Annotated in this window: 13 protein-coding genes; 11 read left to right on the top strand and 2 right to left on the bottom strand. The window is 70.5% G+C overall.

Annotated features, from left to right (window positions below; translation table 11 throughout):
* Positions 1–107: 107 nt before the first annotated feature.
* The 11 genes from AC5RW2_RS11960 (at position 108) to AC5RW2_RS11910 (ending at position 9,333) form a co-directional block, all read left to right on the top strand.
* On the top strand, positions 108–1,820 hold the full coding sequence (locus AC5RW2_RS11960) for an amidohydrolase (RefSeq protein WP_494073973.1): 1,713 nt from the start codon (positions 108–110) through the stop codon (positions 1,818–1,820).
* Positions 1,817–3,253 (top strand): NAD(P)/FAD-dependent oxidoreductase, encoded by a 1,437-nt coding sequence (locus AC5RW2_RS11955; protein WP_494073972.1) that lies wholly within the window; start codon positions 1,817–1,819, stop codon positions 3,251–3,253. Before AC5RW2_RS11960 ends, AC5RW2_RS11955 begins: the two co-directional genes overlap by 4 nt.
* Before the next feature lie 11 nt (positions 3,254–3,264).
* A complete protein-coding gene (locus tag AC5RW2_RS11950) occupies positions 3,265–4,743 on the top strand; it encodes a gamma-aminobutyraldehyde dehydrogenase (protein WP_494073971.1) in 1,479 nt (492 codons plus the stop codon).
* A gap of 146 nt (positions 4,744–4,889) precedes the next feature.
* Positions 4,890–5,402 (top strand): methylated-DNA--[protein]-cysteine S-methyltransferase, encoded by a 513-nt coding sequence (locus AC5RW2_RS11945; RefSeq protein ID WP_494073970.1) that lies wholly within the window; start codon positions 4,890–4,892, stop codon positions 5,400–5,402.
* 47 nt (positions 5,403–5,449) lie between these two features.
* Positions 5,450–5,974 (top strand): RNA polymerase sigma factor, encoded by a 525-nt coding sequence (locus AC5RW2_RS11940; protein ID WP_494073969.1) that lies wholly within the window; start codon positions 5,450–5,452, stop codon positions 5,972–5,974.
* Positions 5,971–6,603 (top strand): methylated-DNA--[protein]-cysteine S-methyltransferase, encoded by a 633-nt coding sequence (locus tag AC5RW2_RS11935; protein ID WP_494073968.1) that lies wholly within the window; start codon positions 5,971–5,973, stop codon positions 6,601–6,603. Before AC5RW2_RS11940 ends, AC5RW2_RS11935 begins: the two co-directional genes overlap by 4 nt.
* Complete coding sequence (locus AC5RW2_RS11930) at positions 6,600–7,265, top strand: alpha-ketoglutarate-dependent dioxygenase AlkB family protein (RefSeq protein WP_494073967.1); 666 nt, start codon at positions 6,600–6,602, stop codon at positions 7,263–7,265. The genes AC5RW2_RS11935 and AC5RW2_RS11930 overlap by 4 nt, the downstream gene beginning before the upstream one ends.
* 70 nt (positions 7,266–7,335) lie before the next feature.
* On the top strand, positions 7,336–7,938 hold the full coding sequence (locus AC5RW2_RS11925; RefSeq protein ID WP_494073966.1) for a DNA-3-methyladenine glycosylase I: 603 nt from the start codon (positions 7,336–7,338) through the stop codon (positions 7,936–7,938).
* A gap of 145 nt (positions 7,939–8,083) precedes the next feature.
* Complete coding sequence (locus AC5RW2_RS11920) at positions 8,084–8,476, top strand: universal stress protein (protein WP_494012935.1); 393 nt, start codon at positions 8,084–8,086, stop codon at positions 8,474–8,476.
* Between the two features lie 3 nt (positions 8,477–8,479).
* A complete protein-coding gene (locus AC5RW2_RS11915; RefSeq protein WP_494073965.1) occupies positions 8,480–9,019 on the top strand; it encodes an AlkA N-terminal domain-containing protein in 540 nt (179 codons plus the stop codon).
* On the top strand, positions 8,911–9,333 hold the full coding sequence (locus AC5RW2_RS11910) for a DNA-3-methyladenine glycosylase family protein (protein ID WP_494074068.1): 423 nt from the start codon (positions 8,911–8,913) through the stop codon (positions 9,331–9,333). The genes AC5RW2_RS11915 and AC5RW2_RS11910 overlap by 109 nt, the downstream gene beginning before the upstream one ends.
* A 79-nt stretch (positions 9,334–9,412) precedes the next feature.
* Here the strand turns inward: AC5RW2_RS11910 and AC5RW2_RS11905 are convergent, their stop codons facing one another.
* The gene (locus tag AC5RW2_RS11905; protein ID WP_494073964.1) at positions 9,413–10,324 is read right to left on the bottom strand and encodes an aldo/keto reductase; all 912 of its coding nucleotides are present in this window, start codon (positions 10,322–10,324) and stop codon (positions 9,413–9,415) included.
* Positions 10,325–10,413: 89 nt separating this feature from the next.
* On the bottom strand, positions 10,414–11,709 hold the full coding sequence (locus AC5RW2_RS11900; RefSeq protein WP_494073963.1) for an MFS transporter: 1,296 nt from the start codon (positions 11,707–11,709) through the stop codon (positions 10,414–10,416).
* Between the last annotated feature and the right edge of the window lie 308 nt (positions 11,710–12,017).

The raw sequence follows: 12,017 nt of genomic DNA, 5'->3' as shown, positions 1-12,017 counted from the left end.
GTCACGTACCGGGGAACCGGGCCAAAACCGTTGACAAAGGGACCCGGCCACTGTGTCATAAGTGAAACCCATTCATTTCCGGCATCCGCCGGGTCAGAGGAGCGGCCATGGCGGCGGACTGGATCTTTCACTCCGGCAGGATCTTCGATGGACGGCGCCTGCTGCCCGGAGCCCCGGCCGTCGCCGTCACGGGCGGGGTGGTCACCGCCATCGGAACCGACGCCGAAGCCCGGACGGCGGCGGGACCCCAGGCCACCGTCGTGGACCTCCGCGGCCGGCTGCTGGCGCCCGGCTTCACGGATGCCCACGTGCATGCGGTGATGGGCGGGATGGAACGGTTGGGGTGCGACCTGTCCCTGTGCGCCGGTGCCGACGAGGTGCTGGCCCGGATAGCCGCGTGCGCCTCCTCCACCGATGGGGGGTGGATCACCGGCGGCGGCTGGCACAAGGCGGATTTCCCGGGCGGCTATCCGACCCGGCAGGCGCTGGATGCGGTGGTCCCGGACCGCCCCGTCTATCTGGTCAACGCGGACCACCACAGCGCCTGGGTCAACAGCCGCGCGCTCGAGTTGGCCGGCATCGATGCCGCCACCCCCGACCCGACAGACGGCCTGCTGGAGCGCGACGCCTCCGGAAACCCGGCCGGAACCCTGCATGAAGGTGCCATGGACCTGGTCAACCGGGTCATCCCGCGGGCGACGGTCGAGGACATGCGGGCCGGCTTGCTGGAGGCCCAGCGCTACCTCCACTCGGTAGGCGTCACCGGATGGCAGGAAGCGATCCTGGGCGACTACGCCGGTTATCCGGAGGCCAGCGCCGCGTACCGGGCCTTGTTGGACGAGGGCCTGCTGACCGGCCGCGCCGCCGGAGCCCTGTGGGTGCCGCGGAGCACCAGCCTGGCCACGGTCCCCGGCCTGGTCGCGGACTTCATCGCCCGCCGTGAGCAGAATGCGGCGGCCGGTTTCCGCACCACCAGCGCCAAGATCATGGTGGACGGGGTGCCGGAGAACAGGACCGCCGCCATGTTGGAGCCGTACCTGCAGCCCTGCTCCTGTGCGGGTGCGGCGGGACACGAAGGCCCTGCCGCCGCGGGCAACGCGGCGGACGGACCGTCGGCGGGACGCGGGCTGACCTATCTTCCCGAGGAGGTTCTGGTGGCAGTGGTGACGGCGCTGGATGCCGCCGGTTTCGACCTGCATCTGCATGTGATCGGCGACCGTGCCGTGCGGGAGGGACTCGACGCCGTCGAGCGTGCCCGGCGCGCGAACGGTCCCGGCAGCGGCCGGCACCACATGGCGCATCTGCAGATCATCCACCCGGCCGACGTCGCCCGTTTCGGCGAACTGGACGTCACCGCGAACCTACAGGCGCTCTGGGCGTGCAACGATGCCCAGATGCGCGAGCTGACCGTGCCGCTGATCGGCGAGGAACGGGCCGGCTGGCAGTACCCGTTCGCCTCCCTGGCCGCCTCGGGCGCCCGGCTCGCGATGGGCTCGGACTGGCCGGTGTCCAGCCCGGATCCTTGGCAGGCCATCCACGTGGCGGTGAACCGCCGGCACCCGGACGACGGCTCCGACGGGCCGCTGCTTCCGGGCGAGGCGCTGTCCCTGCAGGCCGCGCTGGCCGCCTATACCTCCGGCTCGGCGTGGCTGAACCGCGAGGACGACGCCGGCCGCATTGCTCCCGGAGCGCCGGCCGACCTGGCCGTGCTGACCCTCGACCCGTTCAGCCTGCCCCCGGAGGAACTGCACACCGTCGGCACCGATATGACCCTGGTGGCCGGCCAACCGGTCTTCGAACGGCAGGGGGCGCCGGCATGAAAACGTTCTACGACCGTGCCGAAGAGCAGATCCCGGCCGCACGCCTCGACGCCGCCTTGGCCGGGGCGTCCCCGACGCCCTTCTGGCTGGATGATCCCTCGCGCCCCGAACCGCTGCCGTCCTTGCGCGGCACGCTAACGGCGGACCTGGCGGTGGTCGGCGGCGGCTACACGGGCTTGTGGACCGCGCTGCTGGCCAAGGAGCGCGACCCGGACCGCTCGGTGGTGCTCCTGGAGGGCAATCGCATCGGCTGGGCCGCGTCCGGCCGCAACGGCGGCTTCTGCGAGGCCAGCCTGACCCACGGGAGCGCGAACGGGCAAAGACACCTACCCGGCGAAAACGAACTGCTGGACAAGCTCGGTTTGCAGAACCTGGACGAGATCGAAGAGAGCCTGGCACGGTACGGGATCGACGCCGGCTTTGAACGCACCGGCACGCTGTCCGTGGCCACCGAAGAGCACCACGTCGGCTGGCTTGCCGAGGAGGCCGCCGAGGACCCCGCGCTTGAGTTCCTGGACCAGGCCGCCGTCCAACAGCAGGTGGCCTCCCCCGCCTACCGGGCAGGGTTGCGGGACCGGCGGGGAACGGCGATGGTGCACCCCGCGAAACTCGCCTGGGGGCTGCGCGACGCCTGCCTGCGCGCCGGCGTCGAGATGTATGAACACACGCCGGCACGCTCCCTCTCCCGGCGGGCGGGGTCCATCCTGCTGCGCACCGACGCCGGCTCCGTGGCCGCCGGACGCGTCGCGCTGGCGACTAATGCCTTCCCGTCGCTGCTAGCGCGCACCCGGCTGCATACCGTCCCGGTGTACGACTACGCGTTGATGACGGAACCGCTGACCGGCGGGCAACGGGAATCGCTGGGTTGGTCCGAGCGGTTCGGCATCGCCGACAACGACAACCGTTTCCATTACTACCGGCTGACCACCGACGCCGACGGGCAGGACCGGATGCTGTTCGGCGGCTACGACGCCGTCTACCACTACGGCAGGTCACTCCGGCACGGCTACGACCACCGCCCGGAAACGTACCGCCGCCTCGCCGCCCACTTCGCCGCCACCTTCCCGCAACTGGCCGAGGTGCGCTTCAGCCACGCCTGGGGCGGTGCCATCGATACCTGCAGCCGCTTCTTCTCCTTCTTCGACACCGCCTACGCCGGCCGGGTGGCCTATTGCGCCGGCTTTACCGGCCTGGGCGTGGGAGCGTCGCGCTTCGGCGCCAACGTGATGCTGGACCTGCTGTCGGGCCGGCCGACCGAACGGACGGAACTGGAGCTGGTGCGGCGGAAGCCGCTGCCGTTCCCGCCCGAGCCGCTCGCCTGGCTCGGCATCAAACTCACCACCGCTGCCCTGGTCCGCGCCGACCGCAACCGGGGACGACGCGGCCCCTGGTTGAAAGCCATGGACGCCGCCGGCATGGGCTTCGACTCGTAAAGGAGACAAGGATGCACCAGTACATCAACGGCGGACTTCGCGAGGGCCGCGGAGAACGCGCCACGCGCGTGAACCCGGCCACCGGCGAGGCCGCGGAGGCCATCGCCTATGCCTCCGCGGCCGACGTGGACGACGCCGTGGCGGCGGCCAAGACCGCCTTCCCGGCCTGGGCCGGCGCGACGCCCGCCGAACGTTCCGAGGCCCTGCTGAAGCTGGCGGCCGAACTGGACCGCAGGGCCACGGAACTGGCGGCGGTGGAGACCGCGCAGACCGGCAAGAGCATCCGCCTGGCCACCGGATTCGACGTTCCCGGGACGGTCGACAACGCGGCGTTCTTCGCGGGCGCGGCCCGCCAGTTGCAGGGAGTGGCGGCCGGTGAATACGGCACCGGCGGCACCTCGATGATCCGGCGCGAGCCGATCGGCGTGGTGGGTTCCGTGGCGCCGTGGAACTACCCGCTGCAAATGGCCGCATGGAAGATCCTCCCGGCGATCGCCGCCGGCAACACCATTGTGCTCAAGCCCTCCGAGCTCACGCCGGGCACCAGCCTGATCTTCGCCGAAGCCGCTGCCGCGGCCGGAATACCGGACGGCGTGGTCAACATCGTCACCGGCAGCGGCCGGGAAGCGGGCGAGGCCCTGGTGACCCACCCGGATGTGGCCATGACGTCCTTCACCGGCTCCACCGCCGTCGGACGCCGCATCATGGCGCTGGCCGCGGCTCGGGGGAACCGCGTGCACCTGGAGCTGGGCGGCAAGGCACCATTCGTGGTGTTCGACGACGCGGACCTGGAAGCCGCCGCGCACGGGGCGGTGGCCGGCTGCACCATCAACGGCGGCCAGGACTGCACCGCCGCCACCCGGGCGTACATCCAGCGGCCGCTGTTCGACGCGTTCACCGCACGGGTGGCCGAGCTGATGGAACTGGTGGTGGTGGGCGACCCGACCGACGAGGCCACCGACATGGGCTCCCTGATCAGCCGGGCGCACCGGGACAAGGTGGCGGGTTTCGTGGACCGGGCCCGGGACACGGGGGCGAAGATCCTGGCCGGCGGCGCCGCTCCCGGCGCCGACCTGGCGGACGGTGCGTACTACCGGCCCACGCTGGTCACCGGCATCGGGCAGGACGCGGAAATAGTCCGCGAGGAGGTCTTCGGCCCGGTGCTGACCGCGATCCCGTTCGACACCGACGGCGAGGGCCTCGCCCTGGCCAATGACACCCAGTACGGGCTGGCTGCCTCCGCTTGGACCAGCAGCCTGGCCCGTTCGCTGCGCGCATCGGCCGAGATCCAGGCCGGCTGCGTCTGGATCAACGACCACATCCCGATCGTCTCCGAAATGCCGCACGGCGGGTACAAGGCGTCCGGTTTCGGCAAGGACATGTCCGCCTATTCGCTGGAGGACTACACGAACATTAAACACGTGAGCATGGGCAGCGACCCGGCCGCGCACAAGGAATGGCAGGACACGGTGTTCCGCTACCGCGGCTGATCGGCACCCCGGAGGCACGTCGTTGCGGAGGCACGTCGTCCCCGGCTGCCGCCGCCCGGAGGAAGCCGGAACAGTAGCGCGGGGCTCACCTTAACGCGCGCCGGAACGTCTGCACGGGAGAGAATGAAAGCGGACGAAGGAGCGCCATGACCCGCGTGCACACCCTCATCGACACCCCGCTTGGGGAACTGACGGCCGTCGCCGAGGACGGGTCGCTGACCGCGCTCTACTTCCCGGGCCACAAGCGGCTGCCGGCTGCCGACACGTTCGGCGAGCGCACCGCCGTCGGCCGCGAAGCAGTCTTTGCAGCAGCCTCTGCGCAACTGGACGAGTACTTTGCCGGCGGGCGCAGGGAGTTCGACCTGCCCCTGGCGCCGAAGGGCGACCCCTTCAAGCAGAAGGTGTGGGCCCTGCTGCGTCACATCCCCTACGGCCAGGTCCGCTCCTACGGCCAGCTGGCGGCCGAGCTGGGCGACCCGCACCTGGCCCAGGCCGTCGGCCATGCCAACGGCCAGAACCCGCTGTCCATCGTGGTGCCGTGCCACCGGGTGGTCGGAGCGGACGGATCGCTGGTGGGTTATGCCGGCGGGCTGGAACGGAAACGCTTCCTGCTGGAGCTGGAAGAGCCGGCGGATAAGAAGGCGGGCAAGCTTTTCTGATGCCCGCCTCACGGAATGCGCCCCGCGGGCGTCTACAGGGTGTGCAGATGAAACCCTTCGAGCAACTGGTCAGCGACCACGGCGCCACGGTGCTGCGCGTCTGCCGGGTGGTGCTGGGCCCCGGGCCGGACGCCGAGGATGCCTGGTCGGAGACCTTCCTGTCCGCGCTCAGGGCCTATCCGGGGCTGCCCGCCGCCGCGAACCATGAGGCCTGGCTGGTCACCATCGCCCACCGCAAGGCCATCGACGTGGTCCGGCGGCGGGAGCGCGCTCCGGTGCCGGCAGGGTATCTGCCCGAGTCGCCGTCGACGTTGGGAATCCCCGGGAATGACGACGACGAACTGCACCAGGCCGTCGCTGCCCTGCCCCTGAGGCAGCGCGAAGCGGTCGCGCTGCATTACCTGGCCGGGTTGCCGTACGCCGAAGCCGCCGCACTGACCGGCTCCACCACCGGAGCCGTCCGCCGCGCGGCCGCCGACGGCATCGCCAAGCTGCGGGCGTCGTACCGCGGCGGCCGGGAGCAGGACGCGGGAGCGGCCGCACACCACGCGAGTGAAGGAGTTTTGCGATGACCAGCGCACAATCGGCGGCCCGGGCCGCCGCGCCCGGACCCGGGCTCGACGTGCTGACCCGCCTGGATCCGGCGCTGCTGGAGCGGCTGCACACCAGACTGGAACATGAAGCCGCCGCCGAAGGCACCCTCGACCTGGCCTACGCTACCGCCGACACGCCGCTGGGGCAGCTGCTGCTGGCCGCCACGGAGGAAGGACTGGTCCGCGTGGCCTTCGAGGACGAAAACCACGATGCCGTGCTGGCCGGCCTGGCAGCCAGTGTCAGCCCCCGGATCCTGCATGCTCCGGCCCGGCTTCAGGCCGCCGCCCGGCAACTGGACGAGTACTTCGCGGGCCGGCGGCGCTCCTTCGACCTCCGGCTGGACCGCCGGCTGTCCAAGGGATTCCGGGCGGAAGTGCTCAGGCACCTGCCCGCGATCCCCTACGGCCGGACCGAAAGCTACGCGCAGGTGGCCGCCGCCGTCGGAAATCCCAAGGCGGTGCGCGCGGTGGGCAGCGCTTGCGCCACCAACCCGCTGCCCGTCGTCGTGCCCTGCCACCGCGTGCTGCGCTCGGACGGCGCCTTCGGCGGCTACCTCGGCGGGCCGGAGGCCAAGGCCTACCTGCTGGGACTGGAGGCAGCGGCGTGAGCACCCTGTTCGAGGACGCTCCGGCCGGCCCGCGCGAGATCGCGCCGGGCGCGGTGCATGTGCCCGGCTGGCTGACCGTGGAACAGCAGCGGGAACTGGTCCGGGCCTGCCGGGAGTTCGGCCGCGGACCGGTCCCCTACCGTGCCGCCAAGCTGCCGGGCGGCCACGAAATGAGCGTGCGGACGCTGTGCCTGGGCTGGCACTGGGCGCCGTACAAGTACACCCGCACCGCAGACGACGTGAACGGCGCGCGCGTGCTGGAGTTCCCGGACTGGCTGGCCGAGTGGGGCCGTCGGGCGCTGGCCGACGCATCGGGGGATCCGGCCGCGGCGCAAGGCTACGAGCCGGACACGGCCCTGATCAACTTCTACGACGACACCGCGAAGATGGGCATGCACCAGGACAAAGACGAACAGGCGGACTTCCCGGTGGTTTCGCTCAGCGTGGGCGACGACTGCCTGTTCCGCTTCGGCAACACCGAAACGCGGACCAAGCCGTACACGGACGTCCGGTTGCGCTCCGGCGACCTGTTCGTCTTCGGCGGACCGGCCCGGTTCGCCTACCACGGCGTGCCCAAGATCTACCCGGGCACAGCCGATCCCGCCTGCGGGCTGACCGGCGGCCGGCTGAACCTGACCATGCGGGTGACCGGCCTGGCATAAGGGTTCGCGGTCTTCCACAGCATGTGGGGGCGGGCCTGCGGGCTGTGCCGCGGTAGGAGAGAATCGAATCATGGAGACAACCGCTTCCGGCGTAGTCCTCTGCGAGGACGGCCTGGCCCGGCCCACGTGGGCGGCGACGGATCCGCTGCTGCGCGAGTACTACGACACCGAATGGGGCATGCCCGTCCGCGGCGAGCAAGGCGTCTATGAGCGCATCACGTTGGAGGGCTTCCAGGCCGGGCTCTCCTGGGCCACGATCCTGCGCAAACGTCCCGCCTTCCGGCAAGCGTTCCATGATTTCCACGTGGATACCGTCGCCGCGTTCACCGAAGACGATGTCGAGGCGCTGATGCAGGACGCCGGAATCGTGCGGAACCGGGCCAAGATCCGCGCCGCCATCACCAACGCGAACGCCACCATCGACCTGCGCGCAGAAGGCGGCCTGAGCGACTTCGTCTGGTCGTTCCAGCCGAAGGAGACGCCCGCGCCGCGGCACATCCAGGACGTGCCCACCACATCGCCGGAGTCCGTCGCGCTGTCCAAGGCCCTGCGCAAGCGCGGCTTTGCCTTCGTCGGCCCCACCACCATGTTCGCCCTGATGGAAGCCATCGGCATGATCGACACCCACCTGGTGGACAGCCACCGCCGCGGCTCCTCCGGCGTCTGGAACTGACACCGGCTTTCACAATCACTTCACGCATCCGCCGCACCGTGGGATGCGTGCCACAATGATGTGCACCCGCTGGCTTCGGGGGAACCGGACGTGCATGTTCGACCTGGAGCCGGCACCGCAGGAGTTATCCGGTAAGGAGAGCACGTTGACGATTCTTGTTGCCTACGCCCCGCGTCCCGAGGGCCGTGCGGCCCTGAGCAAGGGCATTCAAATGGCCACGCAGAACAATGAGAAGCTGGTGGTCGTCAACGCCAGTCCGGGCGGGGCGCAGAAGGACGAGTCGTTCTCGGACGCCCACGACGCGGCCTGGGTGCAGCAGGAACTGTACAATTCCGGCCTGCAGGCAGAGTTCAAGCAGTATGTCCGCGGCAAGGACGCCGTGGACGAGATCGTGGAACTGGTTGACGAGCTCTCGGTCTCGCTGCTGGTCATCGGCCTGCGCCGGCGCTCCCCGGTAGGCAAGCTGATCATGGGCAGCACCGCCCAGGAGATCCTGCTGACCGTCGACTGTCCGGTCCTGGCGGTCAAGGCCCGCTGACCCATGCAGGTCGGCCTGCCGCTGCTTCCGCCGTTCGACTCCCGGGCCGCGCTGGCTGCCCTGGCCGCCCATGCGGTACCCGGCCTGGAAACCGTCGACGTGGCCGCGGGCACCTGCACCCGCCTGTTCAACACCGGCACCGGGCCGGTGCCGGTCACGGCCACCCTGTCGCCCGACGCCGTCGAGTTGGACGTCGGCAGCGACTCCCCCGCCGCCCTGAGGGAGATTACGACGGCGGTGCGCGGTTGGCTCGACCTGGACCTGGAACCGGAGCGGGTGGCGGCGGCGTTGGGTGCCGACCCGGTGCTCGGGCCCCTGCTCGCCGACCGCCCCGGGCTGCGGATCCTTGGGTACCCGGACGGCTTCGAAGGTGCCGTCTCCACCGTGATCGGCCAGCAGGTCTCCTCGCCGCGGCCCGCACTTTCACGGCCCGGCTGGTCGCTGCCTTCGGCCCGCGGACGGTCACCGGCCTGGCGCTCTTCCCCACTCCGGAGGCCCTGGCCGCCGCCGGCCCCGACGCCGTCCGCGAAGCCGTCGGCCTGACCGGCGCCCGCGCCCGGACCGTCCAGGTCCTGGCCGAAGCCTGCGCGGACGGGCTGGACCTCTCTCCGGATGCGGACCACGCAGACACCCGCCGCCGCCTGCTGGCGCTGCCCGGCATCGGCCCGTGGACGGTCGAATACCTCGCCATGCGGGCGCTGCACGACCGCGATGCCTATCCCGACGGCGATCTGGTGCTGCGGCGGGCCCTGGGAGTGAAAACCGCGGCCGAGGCCCGCGTGCTCGGCCGGCCCTGGTCGCCGATGCGGGCCTACGCCGTCTTCCATCTCTGGACCGCCTCGGCGTACCTGCCTTAGGAAAGCCCTGCACCGGCGGCCCGTGCAGGGGCGAAAGCGGCGATTCATTCCGGCCGCTTCGGCTCCGGGGCGTGCACCCTCATCCCCGCGCCGTAGAGCCTGCCTGCTCGATGCGTTCCAACAGCTCCGCCGGCAAACGGACCTGCGGCGCCTTGAGGTTGGAGCGCAGGTGTTCCGGTTTCACGGTGCCGATCACCGCACTGGAGACCCCTGGATGGCTGAGCACGAAGGCCAGGGCGATCTCGCTCGCGGAGAGGCCGTCGACGTCGTTGATGAACCGGTACTTCCGGCCTTGCACAAACTTGTGCCGGTGGTTCTTCAGCGCCCGCAACAGGTACCAGACGTCGCTGGGGCCGGTGATCTTGAAGATGTCGCGCGAGTAGAGGGTCTGGGCCAGCGGTGACTTGAGCTTGACGCCCACTCCGGCTTCCTGCGCCTCGGAGATCACCGGCGCCAGGGACCGGTCCACGATGTTGTATTCCAGCATGAGGGCGTCGAAAATGCCCAGCTTCAGCGCCTTCGCTGCCCCGCCGCGGCCGGTGGAGACGCCGAGCGCCCCGACCTTCCCCTGTTCCTTCAGCTTCAACACGGTGTCGATCGCGGGACCGGCCGGACGGGGGAAACCATGGAAGTGCAGCAAGGGCAGGTGGTCCAGCTGGAGCCGCCGCAGGCTGCCGTGCACGCTCTTTGCGATGGCCCGGGCCGAGTAATCCTTCACATTCCGGTTGTTGATCCAGTGGGATCCGACCTTTGTGGAGATCACCAGATTTTCGGTGCGGCCCTTGAGGAGCCGGCCCAGCCGCTCTTCGGCGTTGCCGCGGCTGTAATTCGGGCCGGTGTCGAAGGCGGTGATGCCGCCGTCGAGCGCCTGGCCGATCAGATGCGCCGCCTGCCGTTCGGGGAAAGCCTTCATGCCCCAGTACCCGCCGGCCCCAAAACTCAGTTCCGAGACGTGCAATCCCGACCGTCCGAGTGCGCGCTTTTTCACCATGTGCCTTCCTGCAACTACAAACCTAACCATTCACCAAGCTACCCGAGGCGACTCGCCGGCCCTGCCCCGGACCGGTCGGGCCAGGCAGGTCAGCGCACGACGCCGGCGCGGTTGCCGTAGGCGCGGAGGGCGACGGCCAGCCCCGAGCACAGCAGGTATCCGGCGCCCACCAGCAGCCAGCCGGTATCGAAGCTGCCGGTGGCCTCGAGCAACAGGCCCATGAGCAGCGGACCGGCGGCGAAACCGGCATACATCCCCATCGAGACAATCCCGGAGGCTGCTCCGACCCGTTCGGCCGAAACCACGCGCATCACCCCGGCGATCACCACCACGTTGGTGCCCAACACGGTGGCCCCGTGCAGGACGACGCCCACCCAGAGCAACGCCGGGATTCCGAGCGACCCCGCGGCCAGGAACGCCCCCGCTCCGCCGAGCGCCCCGATGCCGAGCAGGATGAGCAGCGTGGAGGCCCGCACGCCCTTGGCCATGCGCCGCCCCCACAGCACCCGGGAGGTCACCCCGACGACGCCGGAGACGCCGGCTGCCACGCCGCCCATGACCAGGCTGAAGTCCAGTTCCCGGACCGTGAACAGCGGCAGATAGACGTTGGTGGCCTGCATGCCCAGGCCGGACAGCAGTGCGTAGCCGGCGAACAGCCAGACCGAGAGCGGGAACCGGGCCGGCGCGCCGGCGCCCTCGGTTTGCTTCGTGCGGCCCGGCGGGGCGGTCGGGGCGCTTGCGCCAGGTGCGGCCGGGGCATCGGCCGCCGGGGTGGCGGAAGGCGCCGCGTGGGCGCGAGGCCCCTTCGCTGCCGTCGTTTCGGTGCCCCGTTCCGGGAGTTGGCGCAGGCCGTAGAGCAGCAGCCCGACGGCGACGACGGCCGCCAGGGCAGTGGCGCCTTGCCAGCCGGCCCAGAGCGCGGCGACGGGGAAGAACAAGCCCGAGAACAGCTGGCTGCCCTGAACGCCGGACTGCTTGACCCCGATCCAGCCCGGGCGCTTGGGCGCCGGAACCTGGGTCATGATGATCCGGTTCGTGGTCGGGTTGGAAATGGCCTGCGCGGGGCCGGCCAGCAGCGCGGCAATCACCAGGACCAGATAGTGGTGGGACAGCGCGGCGACCACCAGGGCCACCGCCGTGCCGGCGAAGATCAGGATCAGCTGGGCGCGGCTGGAAATCCGGTCGCTGAGTTTGCCCAGCCACATGCTGGAGACCGCGGCGCTGGCGAAAATGGCCGTGGCCAGCAGGCCGAATTGGCCCTCGCTGATGCCCAGGTCGTCAATGACCAGCGGGCTGACGGTGCTCAGGCCGTAGTTCAGCAGCGGGCCGACGCCCATGGCGCAGGTCAGGACGAAAAGCAGTGCGCCACTGGGGTGTCTGGACATACTGCTCTCCTCGCTGCCCGGGTCGGGCTCCGTCCAGCAGGCTACTCCCCGCGCCGAACTTCCGGCGGCAGGCTTCGCAGCAGAAGGGTCTCCCGCCGTAACAATGGAGAGTTGGCTCACGTTTGGCGGCGCCGGCTGGACTCGGTTGCCCTCGTGGTGCCAGGACGGACGCGGGAGGGCGCGGGCATGGAGGGGGCTTCCGCACAGCCGGCGGGCAGCCGCGGAGCCACCGGCGGCGACCCGGCACCAACTCAGCCGCAGCCCGGGCCAGCGCCCTGCCTGCGGCCTGTCCGACACCTTGCTCTTGC

This window comes from Arthrobacter sp. B0316-1-20 (assembly GCF_059091865.1).
The sequence above is the reverse complement of the archived record's forward strand: the minus strand, read 5'-3'. Positions and strand labels throughout refer to the sequence as shown.

Coding starts and splice junctions, on each gene's coding strand:
- AC5RW2_RS11960 (WP_494073973.1), top strand. CDS start 108: ATGGCGGCGGACTGGATCTTTCACTCCGGCAGGATCTTCGATGGACGG.
- AC5RW2_RS11955 (WP_494073972.1), top strand. CDS start 1,817: ATGAAAACGTTCTACGACCGTGCCGAAGAGCAGATCCCGGCCGCACGC.
- AC5RW2_RS11950 (WP_494073971.1), top strand. CDS start 3,265: ATGCACCAGTACATCAACGGCGGACTTCGCGAGGGCCGCGGAGAACGC.
- AC5RW2_RS11945 (WP_494073970.1), top strand. CDS start 4,890: ATGACCCGCGTGCACACCCTCATCGACACCCCGCTTGGGGAACTGACG.
- AC5RW2_RS11940 (WP_494073969.1), top strand. CDS start 5,450: ATGAAACCCTTCGAGCAACTGGTCAGCGACCACGGCGCCACGGTGCTG.
- AC5RW2_RS11935 (WP_494073968.1), top strand. CDS start 5,971: ATGACCAGCGCACAATCGGCGGCCCGGGCCGCCGCGCCCGGACCCGGG.
- AC5RW2_RS11925 (WP_494073966.1), top strand. CDS start 7,336: ATGGAGACAACCGCTTCCGGCGTAGTCCTCTGCGAGGACGGCCTGGCC.
- AC5RW2_RS11915 (WP_494073965.1), top strand. CDS start 8,480: ATGCAGGTCGGCCTGCCGCTGCTTCCGCCGTTCGACTCCCGGGCCGCG.
- AC5RW2_RS11905 (WP_494073964.1), bottom strand. CDS start 10,324: ATGGTGAAAAAGCGCGCACTCGGACGGTCGGGATTGCACGTCTCGGAA.
- AC5RW2_RS11900 (WP_494073963.1), bottom strand. CDS start 11,709: ATGTCCAGACACCCCAGTGGCGCACTGCTTTTCGTCCTGACCTGCGCC.